Origin of the sequence: Streptomyces sp. NBC_00440 (assembly GCF_036014215.1) — a bacterium.
Taxonomy (GTDB): Bacteria; Actinomycetota; Actinomycetes; order Streptomycetales; family Streptomycetaceae; genus Streptomyces.
This window is the reverse complement of sequence record NZ_CP107921.1, coordinates 8038031-8058538: the sequence shown is the minus strand read 5'-3', so window position 1 is coordinate 8058538 and position 20508 is coordinate 8038031. Positions and strand designations below refer to the sequence as shown.

The window sequence follows — 20508 nt, the reverse complement described above, 5'->3', positions numbered from 1 at the left end:
CCGGGTTTTTTACGTCAACCCTCGGGAATAAATTGCGTGTGAATTCTTCCGCCGCGTTGACAGAATCCGATCGACCGGCAGACCATGCGTCCATGACGGAACCGACCGATGCCTTGCAGCGCCTCCGCAGGGCCAATGAAGCCGCCGTCCTCGGCGAGCTGCGCCGCTCCGGCGCTCTCAGCCGTGGCGAGCTGAAGGCGAGGACCGGTCTCTCCCGTACCACCCTGTTCGCGATCGTCTCCGACCTGCTGGAGCGCAAAGCGGTCGTGGAGCAGCCCGCGGCGGACTCCGCGCTGCCCCGCGGACGTGGCAGGCCCGCCCTGGAGATCTCGCTCAACGCGCGCGGCGCCGAGCTGATCGGTATCGACCTCCAGCGCAACCGGATCCATGTGGTCATCGCCAACTGCGCCCATGAGGTGGTCGGCCGGTTCAGCGCCCCGCTGCCCGTGGACAGCGGTCCCGCCGAGCGGGCCGAGCAGGCGATCGCGGCGGTCGGGGAGCTCGTACGCCGGGAGGGGATCAGCCTGGCGCCCGTCGAGGGAATCGGCCTCGGCCTGCCCGGTTTCGTCCAGAACCCGGCGTCCGGGGACCCGGACCGGAAGACGCCGTTCGCCCAGCACGTCGCCGCGGCGCTCGGCAGCCACTTCGGTGTGCCCGTCGCCACCGAGAACAACTCACGTCTCGCCGCACTGGCCGAAGTCACCTGGGGTGCGGCCCGGGGCCACGACAACACCGTCTTCCTCGCCTGGTCGCACGGGGTCGGCGGCGGGCTCGTCGTGAACGGTGTGCTGGTGCACGGCGCCCACGGCGCGGCCGGCGAGATCGGCCACACCAGCTGCGATCCCGAAGGACCGGTCTGCCACTGCGGCGGCCGGGGGTGCCTGGAGGGGGTCATCCGGATTCCGGCGCTGCTGGCCGCCTGCGCGGAGCGCGGTGTGGCGGTCGGCGACGCGGCCGGGCTCATCGCGCTCGCCGCCGGGGGCCAGCCGGACGTGGCCGCCGTGCTGCGCGGCGCGGCCACCACCGCGGGCCGGGTCCTCGCGGCCCTGGCCGCCCATGTCGACCCCGAATGCATCGTGGTCTACGGCGAACCGGCCGTACTCGACGCACTCGTGCTGGCCCCGATCCGCGAGCAGCTCGCGACCCTGTCCCTGCCGTCCGCTCCCCGTACCATCACCGTGTGCGGTTCGGCCCTCGGCGCCGACGCGGCCGCGCTCGGCGGTGTGGCGCTGCTGCTCCGCACCACCGGCCAGAACGTGGACGAACTGCTCGACCGGCCGGTCCCCGGCACGGCCGGGCAGGATGAGTACGGGCCAGGCCGGGCCGGCCGGGCCGGAGCAGAGACCGCGGTGAGCGGTGCAGACAGCAAGGAGAGCGTCCGATGAGTGCGTGCTGCGGACCCGCGCGGGAATCGGCCCCGGCCCCCGGCGCCATCATGTCCCCGTCCGCTCCCCCGGCGGACTTCGCCATACCCGAGCGCCGCCCCGCCGATGTGCTGCGCGGCATGGTGCCCGTCCCGGGCGGGCCGTTCCTGATGGGCGGCGACGACGCCGACGCGTTTCCGGCCGATGGTGAGGGGCCGGTCAGGGAGGTGGCCGTCGGCGCGTTCCACATCGACGCGGCGTGTGTCACCAACGGCAGCTTCGCCGCCTTCGTGAAGGCGACCGGATACCGCACCGAGGCCGAACTCATCGGCTGGTCCTATGTGTTCGGCTCCTTCGTACCCCCGCAGGCGCGCCACGCGGTGCTGCCGGGCACCGTCCCCGGAGCGCCCTGGTGGCGAGCGGTGACCGGTGCGTACTGGCGCGCCCCCGAAGGCCCGGGGTCATCGGTCGGGGACCGCCGGGGCCACCCGGTGGTGCATATGTCCTGGAACGACGCGAACGCCTACGCCCGCTGGGCGGGCAAGCGGCTGCCCACCGAGGCCGAGTGGGAGAAGGCTGCCCGCGGCGGGCCGGCCGGGCTCCGCTTCCCGTGGGGCGACGAGCTGACGCCGCGCGGCAGGGACCGCTGCAACATCTGGCAGGGCGACTTCCCCGTACGGGACCCCCGTGCGGGCGGCCGCGCGGGCACCGTCCCGGCCACCGCGTACGCCCCCAACGGCTACGGGCTGCACAACACTTCGGGCAATGTCTGGGAGTGGTGCGCCGACCGTTTCAGCCCCGACTGGCACAGCGCCGACCGCCCGGAGACGCGTACCGACCCCACCGGGCCGCCCACCGGTGAGAACCGGGTGCTGCGCGGCGGTTCGTACCTCTGCCACCGTTCGTACTGCAATCGCTACCGGGTGGCCGCCCGTACCTCGAACACACCCGACAGCACGACGGGCCACGGCGGGTTCCGCTGCGCACTCTGAGGGGTGGCACCGCGGCGGCCCCGGTACGGGCCCGCCCGGTCAGGCCGCCTTGCGCTCCTTGCGCTCCTCGCGGGCCGCGACCGGCACGTCGAGGGTGCGGGCGAGGCCGACCACTCCCTCGTCGAGGCGCTGCAGATGCCGCAGGACGCGGTAGGTGACCGTGCCCGACCGGAGCACTTCGGACGAGCTGCTCTCCAGCATGGCGGCGATGCTGGCGCCGGACTCGACCTCGCCCGCGGCGTTCTCGTCCGCCACCCGGGCCACGATCACGTCGATGTTGTGCGCGATTCGCACGCCGGACCGCTCCAGCCGGGGATCGGCCGCGATGGTCTTGCTGTACGGCACCAGCTCGGCCGTCGCGGCGAGCGAACGCGCGTGGTACGCACAGGTCTCCAGCACCGCCACCAGATAGCGGGCGGTCTGCCGCCGCACCCGCAGCGGCGTGATGGGGTGCGTCAGCGGCTGGGTCGAGCGGCGCAGATCGTCCAGGGCGGTGTCGAGATCGCGCGCCATGTCCAGGAGGTCGACCGGGGGGCCGCCGCTGAGCTGGGACACGGCGGCCGACGCGACGTCCCGCAGCCTGGCCAGCACCGTGGCGAGCTCCTCGTCGGTACGGCGGTCGGTGTGCACCGGGAGCACCAGCACGGCCGCGATGATCCCGCAGGCGGCGCCCAGCGCCGTCTCCTCGATCCGCAGCACCAGCACGGAGAAGCTGTAGGTGTTGAGGAGCGTGTAGAGCAGGCCCAGCATCGCCGTGACGAAGAAGGACATCAGCGCGTACGAGAGGGGCGCGGTGAAGAACATCCCGAAGATGAAGAGCAGGACCAGGGCGAACGCGGTCCAGGTGTGGTTGCCGACCAGCCCCGCGAGAGCGACACCGGCGACGACACCGAGTACCGTGCCGAGCAGCCTCCGGTAGCCCTTGACGAGGATCTCGCCGGTGGACGCGGTGTTGAGGAAGACCACCCAGCAGGTCAGGACTGCCCAGTACCAGCGCTGGCTGGACAGGAACTCGCCGCCGATGATGGCCAGCGTCGAGCCGACCGAGACCTGGAACGCCGTCCTCGTGGTGCGCCGCTGCAGTCCGGTGCGGTCCTCCTCGGTCTCCTCGGCGCGGACGATGGCCACGTCCTCGGCCTCGAACTCCTCGCGGGAGCGGGTCGTTTCAGGAGTGTCGTCCGATTCGTCCTGCGGCCCGTCCAGCGCGAGCCGCAGCCCGAGCACGGAGCGCGCGGCCTCACCGAGTCCACGGAACACGTCCTGCACGGCGAGCGAGGCGCGCGGCAGATTCTCCTCGTCCCGGTAGCCGAGCAGCCTGTTGCGGAGATGGGCCAGGGCCGTGCCGCGCTCGTCGGGGGCCAGCCGGGTCACCACCAGATGCAGCGCGTTCAGGTCCCGGCGCAGCAGGGCTGTGATCTCGTCCGTCCCGCCGATGCCTCCGGCGTCGCCGTCGGCCTGTGCGGTGGTCGCGGAGGCCGGGACCGGTGCGTTCGGCAGATGCAGGGTGAGGGTGTCCGCGCGTTCCGCGCTGCGGGCGTTGAGCAGCAGCATCCCGAGACGCTCGGCGGCGATCTCCGCGTCCGCGATCCTGCGCTGCACCAGCGCCGCCGCTGCCGGGTCACGGGTGCCGGACTCCAGCTGGCCCTGGATCATCAGCGCCGTCTGGTGCAGCCGTGCGGTGCGTCCGCGCAGATCGTCGAGGATCTTGTCGAGCTGCGCGGGGGTGGCGTCCAGCAGCTCTATATGGGTGGCCACCAGTTGGGCGAGCCGAGCTCTGAAGGCCTCGCGCAGCCGGCCGAGGGTGCGCTCGGGTGTCTCGGGCACGACGGCGAACCGTACGACCGCGCTGCTCGCGAAGGCGATGGCCAGCGTCAGATACAGCGACGGCAGAGTGGCGACCGTGGCGTGCACGAACAGCGAGATGAAGTAGACCTGGAACCCGATCAGCCCGAGCGCAGTGCCGCGGTCACCGAAGCGCCGGGAGTAGACGGCACCGAAGATCAGCAGGACGAAGAAGATGTCGCCTGCGATGACACGGCTGTTGAGCAGCGCCCCCAGCGACATCGACGTCAGGGCGACGGGGAGGGCGAAGCCGAGCGTGATGGCCTGGCCGCGTACGTCCTTCTCCCTGATCGCGAAGGTGGAGACCATGGCCGCCATCGCCCCGGCGACGAGGAGGGGGACGGCTGTGTGGAACAGCGCGAGCACGATGAGCGCGAGCCCGATCGCCGCGACGGTCCGCAGCCCCGCCATCAGTCGCAGGAATCCCGGGTCGGATGCCGCGTAGCGGTCCCAGGTTCCGGTCCGTGTCCGCCGTGTTGCTGCCATCGCGCTGCCGTACTCCCCTGTTCTCCGGCCCTGGTCCGGTTACGCCCCCAGCATCGCATGGCCGGGTTCTCCGGGATCCGAGCAGGTCAGGGGCGGATCGGATCGGGCAGTCCGGGAGCACTCCCGGGATCGGCGTCGGGGTGCGCCCTGAGGTGGCCGGCGCCCGAGCGGACCGCCCACCCGAAGACCGCCAGTGAGACCGCGGCCACCACCGCCGAGTCGTACGGGGCCGGCAGCCGTCCCGATCCGCCGAAGCTCCCGAGCCAGGACAGCAGGGTCAGCGCGGCCAGATAGAAGACCAGCCAGGCTCCGCTGCGCAGTTCGTCGCGCGGGGACGGGCCTTCGGTGCCGCGCCGCAGCATCAGGAACAGCGGAACACCCGCGAGCACCAGCGGCAGCGCGAGCCGCAGGTCGTGCCAGCCCGACCAGAAGACGAACTCGCCCGACACCATGAAACTGACCGGCGCGATCCAGCGCACTCCGGGCACCCGGCCGTCCGCCCGCGGCACTCCCCGCTCCCGGTCGTGCGCCCGGAACACCGCGGCGGCGACCGCGGATGCCGCGTAGATGAGCAGATACATGTCGCCCATGACGCTGACGATGTCCTGCCAGCCGCCGAACGGCAGCATGAAGACGATGATGACGGCGAGATTGAGCAGCAGCGCCCGGTGCGCCGTTCCGGAGCGGGGATCGATCCGCATGAAGAAGCGGGGCAGCAGGCCGTTCTTGGCCAGCGCGTAGGTGTGCCGGGCGTCGATGGCCACTCCGACGTACGCCGAACCGCCCGGGGAGAGCACCGCGTCCGCGTAGAGCAGGGTCGCGAGCCAGTGCAGGTTGAGTACGAGGGCGAGCTGGCCGAAGGGCGAGTCGAAGTTGACGCCGTGCCAGCCGTGGCCCAGCAGGGAGTCGGGGACGGTGAAGAGGAACGCCAGCTGGAGCGCGAGGTAGACCAGGACGGCCAGCGCGATCCCGGTGAGTACAGCGGCGGGTACGGTCCTGCGCGGATTGCGGGCCTCGCCGGAGAAGTCGAGGGGCGCCTGGAATCCGTTCACGGAGTACACGATGCCGCCGCCGGCGAGGGCGGTGAGGCAGGCCGCGTAGCCGTACGGTGCGAAGCCGCCGTGGTCGGTGAGGCGGCCGGAGTGGGTGCCCGAGAGGAAGAGGGCGATCACGGTGACGACGGGGATGACGACCTTGAGGACTGACACCAGGTTGTTCAGCCGTGCGAACACCCGCACCGCGAACCAGTTGAGCACCGTCAGCAGCGCGCTCAGCGCGGCGGCCACGCCGAGGCCGGTCGCGGTGAGTCTGCCTCCGTGGTAGAGGCCGGGCAGGTAGTGCGCCGCGTACTGCATGATGGCGCTGATCTCCGCGGCCGTGCCGCCGACCGACAGCAGGACGGACCAGCCGATCACGGTGCCGACCAGCCGCCCACTGGCGTACAGCGGCCAGCGCACGGTGCCGCCGCCCTCCGGACGGGTCGCCCCGAGCTCCACCATCACCAGCGCGACCAGGGCGCACAGCGCGCCGGCGGCGATCCAGGACAGCAGGGCGGCGGGTCCCGCGGTCTGGGCGGCGTACAGGGCGGCGAACAGCCAGCCCGAGCCGAGGATGTTGGAGAACCCGATCGCTGTCAGGCCCCAGAACCCGAGGTCCTTGCGGAGCCGGTACTCCTGGGAGAGTGCGGCCGGGACGGCACGTGCTTCCGGTGGCTGGTTCTGCGGCACGTGACACGTCTCCTCGCCTGCTTCGTGACCTTCGGGTGCCCAGCGTGCCACGCGTTACTGCGGACGTAGCCGTAGTCGGGAGATTGCCGCGCTGCGTGATCAGCGGGTGCCCGTACCGAATTCACCTCGTCGGAGCGCCGGGAGGGAATCACTGGACGGGATTCAAGGGGCGGGGAGAACCGGAGAGTGCGCGAAGCGGGCGGTATTTCCGGTTTCCAACCCGGAAGCACCATGAGGGAATTCCTGAACACACCGAGCGCGGTGCGGAATGGCAGGCTGTTCGCGGAATCCGTAGTGCCTCCCGCATGGGCCTGCTCATACGCTCAGGCGCTGATCACCTGTCTCTGGATACCTGTCTCAGAAAACGAACGGACCGGGAGACTGCGCCGTCGTGGCGTTGCAGTCGATACTCACGCCGAAGATGGTCATGGACAGCGCGGTACCGCCGGTGTACGAGTCGAGGCTGTCGCCGGCGGCGACCGTTCCGGTGAGCGGGCCGATGGTGACGGCGGAGCCGGCCGGGAGGTCCGGGTTCTTCGTCCCGGAGAACACGGTGGTGCCGCTGCCGTTCTTCGCGAGGGTGAGGGTCGCGGCCATGGAGTCCGCGCCGACATGGACGGGGGTGGTCACTGCGGAGGTCAGGGTGATCGTCGCCGCCGTGCCGCTCTGGGTGGCGGTCAGCGTGGCCGAACCGCCGCCCCAGGTACCGCAGTCGTACGTGGCTGTCGCCGTCTGCGGCGTCACGGCTGACGCCGACGAGGTGAAGCCGAGGCCCACCACCGCCGCCGCTCCCACAGCGACTGCCGCACGCAGGACGGCTCTGCTGCTTCTGCTTCCGTGCCTCATAAGTCTTCCTTCCTTCAGTTGAGTTGACCTTTCGGGCGTACCGATACCCGTTGCATTTCCCTCCCGGGCGCTCGCCGATTTCCCGGCAGCTTTCCCGGTCGGTTGCCGGAGAGAATTACTGACTGCGTTCTCGGACACAGTCCGGCCGAGGGCCGGATCCGGTCCGGTACCAAAGTCATCTGACGAGCCGTCGGATGCCGTTGTTCATTGATGCGCGGGTGGCAAGTGATTACAAGAGACACGGCCTTGATTCTTAACAACACCTCACCCCTCAATGGCACCAGAACAAGCCAACCCGGACTGCCGAGAAGGCCGGGAACGATCCGGGGCGGTCCGGGAGCGGTCCGGGAGCGCCGGCCCCCAGGATCACCGGCCGGTGGCGGATCCCGGTGGCGGATCCCGGACCCGGCAGCGCATTACCCCAGGTCCAGGCATCATCGCAGGTCAAAGGTGGTGGCGTAACAAGGGCGAAATATTCTGGACGTAGCTTGGGCGACCGGTGGTGAACGGCACTGCCGGGCCGCGCCGCCAGGTGTGGGTCGTGCGAGGAGAACGGGAGCGGCGCCATGGAACACACCTCGTCGGCCTCTTCCGAACCTTCCCCCGCACGGCGGGCCGACCGGGCCCGCAACGTCGCCGAGGTGCTGCGGCAGCAGGCCGCCGCGGGCCTGTACCCCACCGGTTTCCTGCCGGACGAACGCCTGCTGTCGAAGGACTTCGGCGTCTCCCGCAACACGGTCCGCCAGGCCCTGCTCATCCTGCGGGACGAGGGCCTTGTCGAGCGCCGGCGGGGTGTGGGGACGGTCCTGCTCAACCGCAAGCACTCCCATCCGCTGGAACGGCTGGCCGGACTGGCCGAAACACTGAAGTCGCACGGCACGGTCGACAACGAGGTCAGGGCCGGCGGCACGGTCGTCCCACCCGCGCAGGTCGCCCGCCGCCTCTTGGTATCGGACGGTGAACCGGTGGTCCGCCTGGAGCGCCTGCGGCGCCTGGACGGTATGCCGCTGTCCCTGGACCTCACCTATCTGCCGGTCGACATCGGGCTGCCGCTCCTTGACCTCGACCTGCGGAACCAGGACGTGTTCGCGCTCATCGAGCAGTCCTGTGGCCAGCGGCTGGGCGCCGCTGAGGTGACGGTCCAGGCCGTGAACGCCGACCCCCACACCGCACAGATCCTGGCGGCGCCCGTGGGGACCGCCCTGTTCGCGGTGGAGCGCCTCAGCAGACTCGCGGACGGGCGGCCGGTGGACCTGGAGTTCCTCTCCGTACGCGGCGACCGGCTCACGCTCCAGGCCGATCTGCACCGCACCGGCCCAGCCGCCGGCTGACGCCCACGCTTCTCCCTCCCCTCGACTCCCCTCCCCTACCGCCGAAGCCCTCCCCCCTCCTTGCCAAGACCGTTCGGACGCTGCTCCGGTCTGCCCTTCCCACCTGTCCGCTCCGCCCCGCGGGTGCTTGACGCGCCCGCCGACCAGGAGGGTCCCGTGCCCCGTTGCCCGGCCGTCCCCGAGCCTGTCCGGCCTCAGCCCCGGCCTCCGGCCAGCCGTACGACCGGCCGCCGGACGGCCGGATCACGCGCGACCGTCGTCGTCATGTGTCTGTGCGTCACCCTGGTGGTGGGCATGGTCTCGGCCGTCAATCTGGCGATCCCCTCGCTGTCGGCCGGCTCGCTGCACCCCTCCGCTGCGTCCGTGCTCTGGGTCGTCGACGGTTACGTGGCCGTCTTCGCGTGTCTGGTCGTTCCAGCGGGTGCGGTGGCCGACCGCATGGGCCGCAAGGGCGTTCTCCTCACCGGCCTAGGTGTGTTCACTCTGGGCTGTGTACTGGCCGCCGCGGCACCCGATGTGGGGGTGCTGATCGCCGGACGGATGCTCAGCGGTGTGGGGGCCGCCGCAGTCCTGCCCACCACCCTGGCGCTCATGGTCACCGGCGCTCCCGATCACCGGCGGTCGCGTCTCATCGCCCTGTGGGCCTCCATGACGGGACTGGCCGCCGTGCTCGGAAACGTCGGCGGCGGCGCGGCGATCCAGAGCGGATCCTGGCGCTCCCTGTTCCTGTACGCGGCCCCCCTTGCCCTCGTAGCCCTGCTGCTGGCGGCCTTTGTCGCCCCCACATCGCCCCGTCTCGCCCGGCCGGTCGGCCCGGTCAGCGCTCTGCTGCTGACCCTTGGCTTCCTGGCCCTGCTCTTCGCCATCGTCTCCGGACCCGAACAGGGCTGGGGCAGCGGACAGGTCCTGGGCGCCTTCGCCGCCGCAGTCGTCCTGCTGGCTCTCTGGACCGTCCACGAACTGCGCGAGGAGCACCCGATCCTCGATCCCCGGCTGCTGGCCGGCCCGGCCGTGCGGGCGGGCGCCGTGGGCATGGTGTCCGTCTTCCTCGGCATGTTCGGCCTGTTCTATCTGAACGGCCAGTACCTCCAGTACGTCAAGGGCTACTCCGCCCTCGGGGCCGGTGTCCGCCTGCTGCCCATGGCCGCCGCCCTGCTGCTGGCCCCGCGCTGCGCGACGGCGCTCAGCCACCGTCTGCACCGGCGGACCGTCATCAGCCTCGGACTGCTCGTCCTGGCGGGCGGACTGTGCACCGTCTCGCGGGTCGGCCCGGACACCCCTTATCCGGTGTACGCGCTCGGGGCGGGGCTGACAGCGGCCGGGTGCGGGCTGGCCACCCCGCTGCTCTCCGAGACCCTGATGTCGGCCCTGCCGGCTGACCGGGCAGGGCTCGGCTCCGGGCTGCAGAGCCTGACCCGCGAACTGGGCAGCGCGCTCGGTGTGGCCCTCACCGGCACCCTGATCACCGCGGGCTTCACGGCCAGGCTGCCCGCTGCCCTGCGGGGCCCGGACGCGCCCACCACAGTGGCCGGCGCCGAGGGCATGGGCGCCGGTCCGGAGCTGCACCGGGCCGTGATCACCGCCTTCACCGACTCGCTCAGCACCAGCATGCTGGTGCTGGCCGGTCTGGTCCTCGCCGCGGGCGCTCTCGTCCTCACCTGGCTGCCTGCGGAATCCCCCGTACGGACCTGAGGCTCGGCGATGAATTCCGGTCCGGGCGACAGTCAGTACAGACGCAGAAGCGGATACGACGACGACCGCAGGAGAGTCCCATGCCCAGGATCACCCCCAACCTCTGGTTCGACACCGAGGGCGAGGAGGCCGCCGCGTTCTACGTGTCGGTGTTCCCCCGCTCGGAGATCAAGCACGTCACGCACTACACCGCGGCCGGGCCCCGGCCCGCGGGCACCGTGCTGACCGTCGACTTCGTCCTGGACGGCCAGGAGTACACCGCGATCAACGGCGGTCCCCAGTTCACCTTCGACGAGGCCATCTCGCTCATGGTCAAGTGCGCCGACCAGGAGGAGATCGACTACTACTGGGCCAAGCTGAGCGAGGGCGGCCAGGAAGGACCGTGCGGCTGGCTCAAGGACAAGTACGGGGTGTCCTGGCAGGTCGCGCCCACCGGGTTGCACGAAATCCTCACCGACCCCGACCCCACGCGCGGCGAGCGGGCGATGAAGGCCGTGTTCGGCATGAAGAAACTGGATCTGGCCGCGATCCGCGCCGCCGCCGACCGGGCGTAGTTCCGAACGGGACGCCTACGGTTCGGAACGGTGCGCGGAAGCCGGGCCGTCCGGCGCACACCCCGGATCAGCCGGCGGCACCGCATCGCGCCGCTGCGCCGACCGGAAGCGCTGCTGGTAGGTCCGCGGAGACACCCCGAGGCGCGATACGAACGCTCTCCGCAGGGTCTCCGCACTGCGGTACCCGGCCCGTCCGGCGGCCTCGCCGACCGTGTGGCCCGCGTCGAGCGCGCGTTTGGCGGTGTCGAAGCGCACCGACTCGACGTAGCGCGCGGGTGTGGTGCCGAGTTCCTCGCGGAAGAGCCGGGTCAGATGGCGTGGGCTCAGGGCCGCCCGCGCCGCGAGTTGCGCGATGGAGTGTCCGGCGGCCGGATCGGCGAGCACCGAGTCGAAGACCGTACGCAGCGCCGACGTCTGCGGCCGGGGCCCCTGGAGCGCCGGTGAGAACTGCGACTGGTCGCCGGGCCGCTGGAGGAACACGACCAGCGACCTGGCGACCTGCCGGGCCATGTCCTCCCCGTGATCGTCCTCCAGCAGCGCCAGAGCCAGATCGATACCGGCCGTGACACCGGCCGAGCTGAACGTGGTGCCGTCCCGGACGAAGATGGCATCGGGCTCGACATCGATCGCGGGATACGCGCTGCGGAGCAGCTCGGTATGGCGCCAGTGCGTCGTGGCACGGTGTCCGTCCAGGAGGCCGGCCTCGGCCAGGATGAAGGCACCCGTACAGATCGAGCAGACCCGGCCGGAACGGGCGGCCAGTGCGGCGACGGCATCGCGCAGCGCGTGACTGATCGGGTACGTCGGGAGCGCGTCCCCGCCCATGACCAGCAGGGTGTCGTAACCCAGGCCGGTCCGCGCGGCGTCGGCGTCGACGGGGATCCGCATCCCGGTCGACGCGAGCACTTCTGCGCCGCCGACGGCGCACAGTTCCAGCGCGTAATCGGCTCCCATCCGGTTCGCTTCGCTGAAGACCTCGCTGGGGCCGGCGACATCGAGAAGTTTCACCCCGTCGAAGACGACGACCCCGACCCGGTGCGGGCCGGGGCTCCCGGCGATGGTCATAGAGGCTCCTCGGGAGGGTTCTGCGTCCGGATTCGTGCGGAGTGTGGCCGACCACGGGGAGCGCGGCACCCCTGGCCGGCCCCACGCTATAGGTACCGAAGCAGGCGGCCGAGACCAACGGAGACCACGATGACCGAGACGATTGCGGGGATCGCCATTCCCGACACCGCACTGGCCCGCGAGGCCACGGAACTGGTCCGTGAGGCTGCCGGACCGCTGCTCTTCGACCACTCGCGCCGGGTGTTCCTCTTCGGCTCCCTGAAAGGGAGGCGGCGGGGGCTCACCCCGGACCCGGAGCTGCTCTACGTGGGGGCGATGTTCCACGACCTGGGGCTGACCGAGCGCCACCGGCGCACCGACCAGCGGTTCGAGGTCGACGGGGCTGATCTCGCCCGGGACTTCCTCCTGGAGCACGGCCGCAGCGAGGCGGAGGCCCGCGCGGTCTGGCTTGCCATCGCGCTGCACACCACCCCCGGCATCCCCGGGCATCTCGATCCGGAGATCGCTCTGGTCACCGCGGGCGTGGAGACGGACGTCCTCGGGCTGGACCTCGACGAGATCACCGCCGAGCAGATCGCAGCGGTCACCGGCGCCCACCACCGGCCGGACTTCAAGCAGCGCATCCTGCGGGCCTTCACCGACGGGATGAAGGACCGGCCCGACACCACCTTCGGCACCATGAACGACGATGTGCTCGCCCACTTCGTACCGGGCTTCACCCGGCAGGACTTCGTGGACATCATCCTCAACTCCGCCTGGCCCGAATAGCGCCGCACGCCGCCGGGTCCCCGTCCGGCGCAGACCGCGCCGGACGGGGACCGCTGCCTCAGGCCCTTGTCTCAGGCGATCGGCGGGCGCCGGTAGGACGACCTGCCGGGGCCGCGTGCCATCGAGTATCCGGCGACACCGGCGAGCGCGCCCAGCACTCCGCCGCCCACGGTCCAGATCCAGCGGTCGGACCACCAGCCGGACGACCAGCCGTCCTCCGGTTCGGCGGCAGTACCCGCGGGCGTCGCCGTGTCCGACGCGTCCGCCGAGTCCGAGGTGCCGGAAGTGTCCGACGGGGACGATGAGGCGTCCGGAGCGGTGACCGCTGTCAGCGGGGAAGAGAGCGAACCGTCCACGGCATGTGCTCCGCCGCTGCCGGACGATGTGGCCACGACATCGGCCTGCACCGGCAGCCCGAGATCCTCCTGCGGAAGGTCGAGGACCGTCAGCCGGATGTAGTAGCTGCCCGGCAGCGGGTCGTTGGCCCAGGGCTCCGCCCAGGACCGGACCGTACGCAGATGGCAGGTCATGGTGACGGACGCGGCATCCGCTGCCGCCACCCGGGTCTGGCTGCCGTACTGGCACGACTGCCGCCTGCGCAGCCCGTCATAGACATCGAGCTGCCAGGTCGAGGCACCGTGGCGGGCCGAGGCTTCCGGCAGCTTCACGGTGGCGTCGACCGTGGCCGACTGGCCCGCGTCGGCGGGGAAGACCCAGTACAGGTAGTCGCCCGTCGAAGCGCTCGCGGTGGCGTGCTGCCCCTGCCGGACGGCGGTCGCCGTACGGAATGCCGTGCCCGCCTGGGTCGGCGCGCCGCTGCTGTGCGCAGAGGACGACGGGGCCGGAGACGGCGTCTCCGTGTCAGCCGCTGCTGTCCCGGCCCCGCCGAAGAGAGCCAGACCGGCCAGGACGGTGAGCGGGAGTATCCGGTTGATCCGCATCAGTTGGTCCTCCCGGCGAAACGCAGGCGCGAAATCCAGCCCCACAGCACGCCTGCGACCAGGCCGGTCAGTGCCAGGACGCCGAGCAGCCACCAGCCGCGGCCGAGCCCGAAGGCGGCCACGTCGGATGCCTCGTGGGGTGCGTCCACGACGGCGATGTTCAGTTCGACGGGCAGGCCGGGCGTGGTCTTGACCGAGGGAGGCGCCGAGAAGGAGTTGCTGACCTGGAGGCAGACGGTCTCCGCCGCGGTCTGTGTGTCGTCCGAGTCGACGGACGGCTTCGGATAGCGCAGGCCCGTGGAGATGGCGTCGGTGCGCCCGGTGCCCGATTCCTGCCCTCGTACGATCTCCCGCCCCTGGACGGTCAACGCCCGGAGCAGTACGCCGTAGTCGTTGTTGACGGCCCGGTCGGCGGCGACGCTGACGGAGGCACGCAGTTCCTGACCGGGGCGGACGTCCACCCGGTACCAGCGGTGCTCGGCGAACCTCTCCCGGTCGCTGTAGAGCCCGGCCTTGAGCTGCGGGGCGTTCGTGCAGGTGTCCGTACCCTCGGTGGCCACCGGTGTGGCGACCGGGTCGGCCGCGCGGTCCACCAACTGCGTGACGCGCCCGGAGAGTTCATTGGTGTGGCGCACCGCGGTGTAGGTACCGCCGGTGGCGTCCGCGATGCAGGTCAGCTGCTTGCGGGTCTTGGCATCGGGCACCAGGCCCAGTGTGTCGATGACGAGGTGGATGCCCTGGGCGGCGATGTCGCGTGCCACCACGCACGGGTCGAGCGGCGCGCAGGTGTCCTCGCCGTCGCTGATGAGGACGATACGGCGGGTGGTGTCACCGCCCTTGAGGTCCCGGGCCGCCGCCTGGAGGGCGGGTCCGATCGGCGTCCAGCCGGTGGGCGCGAGCGTGGCGACCGCCGTCTTGGCCTCGGTCCGGTCGAGTTGTCCCACCGGGTAGAGCTGCCGGGTGTCCTTGCACCCGGTCCTGCGGTCGTTGCCGGGGTAGTTCGCACCCAGCGTGCGTATGCCCAGCTGCACTTCTTCGGGCACCCCGTCGAGCACTTCGTTGAACGCCTGCTTCGCCGCCGTCATCCGCGAGCCGCCGTCGATGTCGCGCGTCCGCATCGAACCACTCACGTCGAGCACCAACTCGACCTTGGGCGATGGCTTGTCGGACGGTTCATCGGCAGCGGCGGCGCCGGTGGGGAAGGTTCCGACGACCAGGGCAGCCAGGAGCGTGCACACCCCGGCCGCCAGCCGTTTTCTCATGATCATCACCGGATCGTACGGAGCCTTCCCCCATATCTCCAAAACGGTTCCCGGCAAGGGGAGTTCGGACCGAGCAGGCCGGTCGGCCGAATCCGTACGAGACCTGGAACCCGGTGCGAACCGGTTAGGCCAGGACCCGGTTACGCCAGGACCAGAACGGCAGCCGTGGCCGCGCCGAGCGAGGCGCCCGCGACCGTCTGCGCGACGGAGTGGTACGCGAGCGCGACACGGGACCAGCAGACCGCGGCCACCATGACGTAACCGGCGGTCCACCACGGCGCGTGGACGGCGGCCAGCATCGCGACGACCGCCGATGCCACCGCCGCGTCCACACTGATCTTCCATACGGTGTTGACCGCCAGCAGGACCACGGTCATCGCCCAGAGGGCGAGCATGGCCAGCAGAATCCCCCGGGGCGCGCCGCCGGCGATCATCAGGGCGGCGCCGGTACCGACCGAGCCGAGGATGACGAGGAAGATCGGGGCGCGCTGCCTGCGGTCGAGCACATGCCGGTCGCCCCAGGTGCCGCGCCGGCGCTCCCACTCGATGAACGCAGCGGGGACCAGCCCCGCGCACAGGGCGCCGAGCAGCCCCCAGGGGATGCCGGTCCAGTCCCCCGCAGCCGCGATGCCGATACCGGGCATTCCGGCCAACAGGACGTTACGCGGCTGGAGTACGTCGGTGACGGTACGGGCCACGGCGGTGCTCGTCATACGGTGATTCGCCCCCGGCACAGCGACGTGGCGGTCCCTCACGGCAGCGGTGTCGGTGTCGGTGTTCATGGATCCGCACGATACCGGCGGGCGCGCCGGGGTGGCGTCGCGGCGTCGGCGGCTGGCTCAGACGGGCCGGTGCGCGACGACGCCGAACATGGTGACGGACATATGCAGCGCGCTGTGCTCCGCGGCCGCCGTGAGGTCCGCGTACAGCTGGTCCCGCTGCTGCTCCGTGATCAGTTCGCGCTTTACGGCTGTCTCGCCGAGCATCCGGATGATGGGCCAGCTGACCTTCCGGTGGTCCTGGATGAGCGCCTGCGAGCCGAGGTCGTCGATCTCCAGCCCCACAGCGGCCAGTTGGCCTGTCAGTCTGCGCCCGGCGTTCGGGTTGGCCGCCACCGTGAGGGCGCCACCGGTGAGGACCGCCACCACCTCCGGGTCTCCGGGGTGCAGGATCGTGGTGGCCCAGTCGGTGTCGAGCAGGGCGACCCGCCCACCGGGCCGCAGCACGCGCGCGATCTCCGCCGCCGCCCTGTCGGGTTCCGCGAGGTGCTGGAACACCCGCTCGCACCAGACGACATCAAGACCGGCGTCCTCCACCGGGAGCGCGTAGGCATCGCCGGGCACGAAGCGGGCACCGCTCAGTGCTTCGGTCGCACGGCGCTCGGCGACCTCCCGCAGTCCCGGGTTCGGCTCCACCCCGGTCGCCGCGCCGCTGTCGGTCACCGCCGCCGCGAGCACCTGGGTCTCCGAACCGGTCCCGGCCCCGATGTCGAGCGCGCGCTCGCCCGGGCGAGCGGCCAGCGCGTGGTGCGCCCACTCCCGCAGTCGGCGCACGCCCGCGCTCGCCGCCTGCACATCCAGCGCTCCGACCAGCCGGTCGGTGGCCGAAGGTGTGATGTTCTCCGAGTAGAACGCCGATGTCGGCCGCGAATCCCCCATGCCCGACACTCTAGGACCTCTGCCGGCGGACCGGCGCAGCCTCAGCGGGAACCCACCGGCTCAGCCGAAACTCACCCGCTCCTGCAAGGGCGTCATGAGATCCACGGTAGACAACGCCGCAGAAAGCGGGCCCCGACGACACAGCGCCTTCGGCCGGACGCGCTCCGTGCCCGGCGGAGCCCTTCTGCGGGGTTCAGCAGGCGGACTCTCCTCCGGCCCGCGAAGATGGGCTGTGCCGGGCAGCGGTCAGGGCGCGATTCACACGTGCCGTCACCCGCCCCACGGGGCAGGCGGGAGGGGACGGATGACCGGGCAGACCTGAGAAGGGACGAACACCGTGGGACGACCCAGGATTCTCGTAGTGGGCGCCGGCTTCGCCGGAGTGGAGTGCGTACGCCGCCTTGAGCGGCGGCTCATCCCCGGCGAGGCCGAGATCGCGCTTGTCGCGCCCTTCTCCTACCAGCTCTATCTGCCGTTGCTGCCCCAGGTCGCCTCCGGCGTTCTCACCCCGCAGTCGGTCGCCGTGTCGCTGCGCCGAAGCCAGAAACACCGCACGCGGATCATTCCCGGCGGGGCCATCGGGGTCGACACCAAGGCGAAGGTCTGCGTCATCCGCGACATCACCGGTGAGATCGTCAACGAGCGCTACGACCAGATCGTGCTGTCCCCGGGCAGCATCACCCGTACGTTCGACATCCCCGGCCTCGTCGACAATGCGCGCGGGATGAAGACCCTGGCCGAGGCCGCGTACATCCGCGACCATGTGATCGCCCAGCTGGACCTGGCGGATGCCAGCCACGACGAGGCGGAGCGGGCGTCCCGACTCCAGTTCGTGGTGGTCGGCGGCGGCTACGCGGGCACCGAGACGGCCGCCTGTCTGCAGCGCCTCACCAAGAACGCCGTGAAGCACTATCCGCGCATCGATCCGAAGCTGGTCAAGTGGCATCTGATCGACATCGCTCCGAAGCTGATGCCGGAGCTCGGCGACAAGCTCGGGCGCAGTGCGCTGGAGATCCTGCGCGGACGCGGCATCGAGGTCTCGCTCGGGGTGTCGATCGCCGAGGCCGGTCCGGACAAGGTGACGTTCACCGACGGCCGGGTCCTCCCGTGCCGCACTCTGATCTGGACAGCGGGTGTCGCGGCGAGTCCGCTGATCGCCACTCTGGGCGCCGAGACGGTACGCGGACGCCTCGCGGTGACACCTGAGATGACGGTGCCGGGGCTCGACGGGGTCTACGCCCTCGGCGACGCCGCCGCCGTACCGGACCTCGCCAAGGGGGACGGCGCGATCTGCCCGCCCACCGCACAGCACTCGATGCGCCAGGGCCGGAAGCTCGCGGAGAACATCGTGGCGTCGCTGCGTCATCAGCCGCTCCAGCCCTATGTCCACAAGGATCTGGGGCTTGTGGTCGACCTGGGTGGCAGGGACGCCGTTTCGAAGCCGCTCGGAATCGAGCTGCGCGGCCTGTCGGCGCAGGCGGTGGCCCGCGGCTACCACTGGTCGGCGCTGCGCACCAATGTCGCCAAGACCCGGGTGATGACCAACTGGATGATCAACGCCATCGCCGGGGACGACTTCGTACGGACCGGTTTCCAGTCGCAGAAGCCCGCGACGCTGCGGGACTTCGAGTACACGGACTCCTATCTCACCCCGGAGCAGGTGCGTGAGCACACGGCGTCCATGACCGCCCGCGGCTGACGCGTACCGTCCCGGGGGCGCCCGGGGCGTCCCCGGCTATGCGTCGTGCTCCGAGTCGTGCCTGGCACGGCTCGGCTGTACGCGTTTGGGCTCACCCGGCATCTTCGGGTACTCGGGCGGATACGGGAGGTCGCCCAGGCCGCGGTCCCGTTCGTCCCGGTCGGCCAGTTCCAGCAGGGCGTCGAGGCGGAAGCGGTGGTCGTCCATGTCCGCGTGCACGTCACCGAGGTCGGCGTAGCGGTCCCGCATGGAGGCGATGTCGAAGTCGGCGGGGTGCACGCTGCCGACCTCGTCCCAGCGCAGTGGCGCCGACACCTGGGCGCGCGGATGGGGGCGGACCGAGTATGCGGAGGCGATCGTGCGGTCGCGGGCCGTCTGGTTGAAGTCGACGAAGATGCGCTCGCCCCGCTCCTCCTTCCACCAGGCCGTGGTCACCCGTTCCGGCATCCGGCGCTCCAGTTCGCGCCCGCAGGCGATGACGGCCCGCCGCACTTCCGTGAAGGTCCACCGGGGCTCGATGGGCACGAAGAGATGGAGTCCACGGCCGCCGGACGTTTTGGGCCAGCCGCGCAGCCCGCCGAAATCGTCGAGTACGGCGCGCAGTTCATGGGCCGCGCGCACCGCGTCGTCGAAGTCGGTGCCCGGCTGCGGGTCGAGATCGATCCGCAGTTCGTCCGGGTGGTCCGGATCCTGACGGCGCACCGGCCAGGGGTGGAAGGTGAAGGTGGCGAACTGCGCGGCCCAGAGCACCGCGGCCGGCTCGGTCGGGCACATCTCGTCCGCGGTACGGCCGCTGGGAAAGGTGACGGTGCCGGTGGGGATCCAGTCCGGGAGGTTCTTCGGCGCGCGCTTCTGGTAGAAGGACTCGCCGGCCAGCCCGTCCGGGTAGCGCTGGAGTGTGGTGGGGCGGTCCCGCAGAGCGCGGGTGATGCCCGCGCCGACCGCGATGTAGTACTGGGCGAGATCGAGCTTGGTGAAGCCCCGTTCCGGAAAGTAGATCTTGTCGGGACTGGAGAGCCGTACCGTCCGCTCCCCCGCTTCGAGCTCCACTGCTGCACCCATGCGCGTCACGCTAAGCGCCGGGTGCCCACTTCGCATATCGGGCGGTATGTGGCGTCCGGCGGCAGAATCCGAGTATGGATCTGCCTGTTCTGCCGCCCGTCAGGCCCATGCTCGCCAAGTCCGTGAAGAAGATCCCGCCCGGTATGCAGTACGAGGGCAAGTGGGACGGATTCCGGGCGATCGTCTTCCGGGACGGCCCGGAGGTCGAACTGACCAGCCGTACGGGCAAGACGCTCACCCGGTACTTCCCCGAGCTGGCGGAAGCGCTGCTGCGCAACCTGCCCCAGCGGTGCGTCCTGGACGGCGAGATCGTCATCACCCGGGACGGCCGGCTGGACTTCGACGCGCTCACCGAGCGGATCCATCCCGCGGCGTCCCGGGTGAAACTCCTCGCCGAACAGACCCCCGCGTCGTTCATCGCGTTCGACCTGCTGGCCCTGGGCGACGAGTCGCTGATGGCGACGGGCCAAGCGGTCAGGCGGGAACAGCTGACCTCGTCGCTGGCCTCAGCCGGGCCGCCCGTGCATGTCGCGCCCGCCACGACCGACGCGGATGTGGCCGAGGACTGGTTCCGCACCTTCGAGGGCGCCGGCCTCGACGGCGTGGTCGCCAAGCCGCTCGACCTGCCGTATCTGCCCAACGAGCGCGCGATGTACAAGATCAAGCACGAAAGGACGGCGGACGTCGTCGTGGCGGGCTACCGCCTCCACCGGTCCGGCCCGGTCGTCGGGTCACTGCTGCTGGGCCTGTACGACGGCGAGGGCGCACTCCAGCACGTCGGCGTCTGCGCGGCCTTCTCCATGAAGCGCCGCGCGGAACTCGTCACCGAGCTGGAGCCCCTGCGCATGGAGTCGGCCGCCGGACACCCCTGGGCGGCGTGGGCGGAGGAGGCGGCGCACGAGACGGCGCGGCTGCCGGGAGCGCCCAGCCGCTGGAGCGGCAAGAAAGATCTGTCGTGGATTCCACTGCGCCCCGAGCGGGTGCTCGAAGTGGCCTACGACCACATGGAGAACGGCGCACGATTCCGGCACACCACCCAGTGGCGCCGGTGGCGCCCGGACCGGGAACCGCGGAGCTGCACGTACGCACAGCTGGAGGAACCGTCCGGTCCGGGGCTGGCCGACATCCTCAACGTCTGACCGGTCCCGGCTCCAGCGGGACTGTTACTTGCGGACGCCGCTTAATTGCAGGCGCGCTATAGTTGTCGGCGCGGAGGCAC

At 71.0% G+C, this 20508-nt stretch carries 17 protein-coding genes; 8 read left to right on the top strand and 9 right to left on the bottom strand.

Annotated elements, in window-relative coordinates; all coding sequences use genetic code 11:
- Positions 1-92 precede the first annotated feature (92 nt).
- Together OHB13_RS35720 and OHB13_RS35715 are read left to right on the top strand one after the other, a co-directional pair.
- Positions 93-1385, top strand: a complete 1293-nt coding sequence (locus OHB13_RS35720) for an ROK family transcriptional regulator (RefSeq protein ID WP_328379947.1) — start codon at positions 93-95, stop codon at positions 1383-1385.
- Positions 1382-2356 (top strand): formylglycine-generating enzyme family protein, encoded by a 975-nt coding sequence (locus OHB13_RS35715; protein WP_266861554.1) that lies wholly within the window; start codon positions 1382-1384, stop codon positions 2354-2356. The genes OHB13_RS35720 and OHB13_RS35715 overlap by 4 nt, the downstream gene beginning before the upstream one ends.
- 39 nt (positions 2357-2395) lie before the next feature.
- On the opposite strand, the gene OHB13_RS35710 is transcribed toward OHB13_RS35715, so the two are convergent.
- The 3 genes from OHB13_RS35710 to OHB13_RS35700 form a co-directional block, all read right to left on the bottom strand.
- Positions 2396-4684 carry an FUSC family protein gene (locus OHB13_RS35710; RefSeq protein WP_328379946.1) on the bottom strand — a complete coding sequence of 763 codons (2289 nt, stop codon included), beginning with the start codon at positions 4682-4684 and terminating at the stop codon, positions 2396-2398.
- An 86-nt stretch (positions 4685-4770) separates the two neighbouring features.
- The gene (locus tag OHB13_RS35705) at positions 4771-6411 is read right to left on the bottom strand and encodes an APC family permease (protein WP_328379945.1); all 1641 of its coding nucleotides are present in this window, start codon (positions 6409-6411) and stop codon (positions 4771-4773) included.
- 357 nt (positions 6412-6768) lie between these two features.
- On the bottom strand, positions 6769-7257 hold the full coding sequence (locus tag OHB13_RS35700) for a hypothetical protein (RefSeq protein ID WP_266861558.1): 489 nt from the start codon (positions 7255-7257) through the stop codon (positions 6769-6771).
- A gap of 566 nt (positions 7258-7823) precedes the next feature.
- On the opposite strand from OHB13_RS35700, the gene OHB13_RS35695 reads away from it, so the two are divergent.
- The 3 genes from OHB13_RS35695 (at position 7824) to OHB13_RS35685 (ending at position 10834) form a co-directional block, all read left to right on the top strand.
- Entirely contained in the window at positions 7824-8588 is a 765-nt protein-coding gene (locus OHB13_RS35695; protein WP_328379944.1) for a GntR family transcriptional regulator, read from the top strand.
- A gap of 264 nt (positions 8589-8852) precedes the next feature.
- Positions 8853-10280 (top strand): MFS transporter, encoded by a 1428-nt coding sequence (locus tag OHB13_RS35690; RefSeq protein ID WP_328379943.1) that lies wholly within the window; start codon positions 8853-8855, stop codon positions 10278-10280.
- Between the two features lie 80 nt (positions 10281-10360).
- Entirely contained in the window at positions 10361-10834 is a 474-nt protein-coding gene (locus tag OHB13_RS35685; RefSeq protein WP_266861564.1) for a VOC family protein, read from the top strand.
- A 15-nt stretch (positions 10835-10849) separates the two neighbouring features.
- Here the strand turns inward: OHB13_RS35685 and OHB13_RS35680 are convergent, their stop codons facing one another.
- On the bottom strand, positions 10850-11899 hold the full coding sequence (locus OHB13_RS35680) for a GlxA family transcriptional regulator (protein WP_328379942.1): 1050 nt from the start codon (positions 11897-11899) through the stop codon (positions 10850-10852).
- Between the two features lie 129 nt (positions 11900-12028).
- Here OHB13_RS35680 and OHB13_RS35675 point away from each other — a divergent pair, with 129 nt between their 5' ends.
- Complete coding sequence (locus tag OHB13_RS35675; RefSeq protein WP_328379941.1) at positions 12029-12667, top strand: HD domain-containing protein; 639 nt, start codon at positions 12029-12031, stop codon at positions 12665-12667.
- 71 nt (positions 12668-12738) lie between these two features.
- On the opposite strand, the gene OHB13_RS35670 is transcribed toward OHB13_RS35675, so the two are convergent.
- From OHB13_RS35670 to OHB13_RS35655, 4 genes are all read right to left on the bottom strand, one after another.
- Positions 12739-13608 (bottom strand): hypothetical protein, encoded by an 870-nt coding sequence (locus tag OHB13_RS35670; RefSeq protein WP_328379940.1) that lies wholly within the window; start codon positions 13606-13608, stop codon positions 12739-12741.
- On the bottom strand, positions 13608-14876 hold the full coding sequence (locus OHB13_RS35665; RefSeq protein ID WP_328379939.1) for a VWA domain-containing protein: 1269 nt from the start codon (positions 14874-14876) through the stop codon (positions 13608-13610). The genes OHB13_RS35670 and OHB13_RS35665 overlap by 1 nt, the downstream gene beginning before the upstream one ends.
- A 134-nt stretch (positions 14877-15010) precedes the next feature.
- Positions 15011-15583 (bottom strand): hypothetical protein, encoded by a 573-nt coding sequence (locus tag OHB13_RS35660; RefSeq protein ID WP_328380469.1) that lies wholly within the window; start codon positions 15581-15583, stop codon positions 15011-15013.
- A gap of 126 nt (positions 15584-15709) precedes the next feature.
- Positions 15710-16528, bottom strand: a complete 819-nt coding sequence (locus tag OHB13_RS35655; RefSeq protein WP_328379938.1) for a methyltransferase domain-containing protein — start codon at positions 16526-16528, stop codon at positions 15710-15712.
- 337 nt (positions 16529-16865) lie between these two features.
- On the opposite strand from OHB13_RS35655, the gene OHB13_RS35650 reads away from it, so the two are divergent.
- Positions 16866-18227 carry an NAD(P)/FAD-dependent oxidoreductase gene (locus tag OHB13_RS35650; protein ID WP_266861572.1) on the top strand — a complete coding sequence of 454 codons (1362 nt, stop codon included), beginning with the start codon at positions 16866-16868 and terminating at the stop codon, positions 18225-18227.
- Positions 18228-18263: 36 nt separating this feature from the next.
- Here the strand turns inward: OHB13_RS35650 and ligD are convergent, their stop codons facing one another.
- Positions 18264-19289: a non-homologous end-joining DNA ligase gene (ligD, locus tag OHB13_RS35645; protein WP_266861573.1), complete on the bottom strand. Its 1026-nt coding sequence runs from the start codon at positions 19287-19289 to the stop codon at positions 18264-18266.
- Between the two features lie 74 nt (positions 19290-19363).
- Between ligD and OHB13_RS35640 the strand changes: the two genes are divergently transcribed.
- The gene (locus OHB13_RS35640; RefSeq protein WP_328379937.1) at positions 19364-20428 is read left to right on the top strand and encodes an ATP-dependent DNA ligase; all 1065 of its coding nucleotides are present in this window, start codon (positions 19364-19366) and stop codon (positions 20426-20428) included.
- Positions 20429-20508 lie beyond the last annotated feature (80 nt).

What these genes read in the sequence shown, in the direction of transcription:
- OHB13_RS35720 (WP_328379947.1), top strand. Translation starts at nt 93, where the DNA reads ATGACGGAACCGACCGATGCCTTGCAGCGCCTCCGCAGGGCCAATGAA.
- OHB13_RS35715 (WP_266861554.1), top strand. Translation starts at nt 1,382, where the DNA reads ATGAGTGCGTGCTGCGGACCCGCGCGGGAATCGGCCCCGGCCCCCGGC.
- OHB13_RS35710 (WP_328379946.1), bottom strand. Translation starts at nt 4,684, where the DNA reads ATGGCAGCAACACGGCGGACACGGACCGGAACCTGGGACCGCTACGCG.
- OHB13_RS35700 (WP_266861558.1), bottom strand. Translation starts at nt 7,257, where the DNA reads ATGAGGCACGGAAGCAGAAGCAGCAGAGCCGTCCTGCGTGCGGCAGTC.
- OHB13_RS35695 (WP_328379944.1), top strand. Translation starts at nt 7,824, where the DNA reads ATGGAACACACCTCGTCGGCCTCTTCCGAACCTTCCCCCGCACGGCGG.
- OHB13_RS35690 (WP_328379943.1), top strand. Translation starts at nt 8,853, where the DNA reads ATGTGTCTGTGCGTCACCCTGGTGGTGGGCATGGTCTCGGCCGTCAAT.
- OHB13_RS35685 (WP_266861564.1), top strand. Translation starts at nt 10,361, where the DNA reads ATGCCCAGGATCACCCCCAACCTCTGGTTCGACACCGAGGGCGAGGAG.
- OHB13_RS35680 (WP_328379942.1), bottom strand. Translation starts at nt 11,899, where the DNA reads ATGACCATCGCCGGGAGCCCCGGCCCGCACCGGGTCGGGGTCGTCGTC.
- OHB13_RS35675 (WP_328379941.1), top strand. Translation starts at nt 12,029, where the DNA reads ATGACCGAGACGATTGCGGGGATCGCCATTCCCGACACCGCACTGGCC.
- OHB13_RS35670 (WP_328379940.1), bottom strand. Translation starts at nt 13,608, where the DNA reads ATGCGGATCAACCGGATACTCCCGCTCACCGTCCTGGCCGGTCTGGCT.
- OHB13_RS35665 (WP_328379939.1), bottom strand. Translation starts at nt 14,876, where the DNA reads ATGATCATGAGAAAACGGCTGGCGGCCGGGGTGTGCACGCTCCTGGCT.
- OHB13_RS35660 (WP_328380469.1), bottom strand. Translation starts at nt 15,583, where the DNA reads ATGACGAGCACCGCCGTGGCCCGTACCGTCACCGACGTACTCCAGCCG.
- OHB13_RS35655 (WP_328379938.1), bottom strand. Translation starts at nt 16,528, where the DNA reads ATGGGGGATTCGCGGCCGACATCGGCGTTCTACTCGGAGAACATCACA.
- ligD (WP_266861573.1), bottom strand. Translation starts at nt 19,289, where the DNA reads ATGGGTGCAGCAGTGGAGCTCGAAGCGGGGGAGCGGACGGTACGGCTC.
- OHB13_RS35640 (WP_328379937.1), top strand. Translation starts at nt 19,364, where the DNA reads ATGGATCTGCCTGTTCTGCCGCCCGTCAGGCCCATGCTCGCCAAGTCC.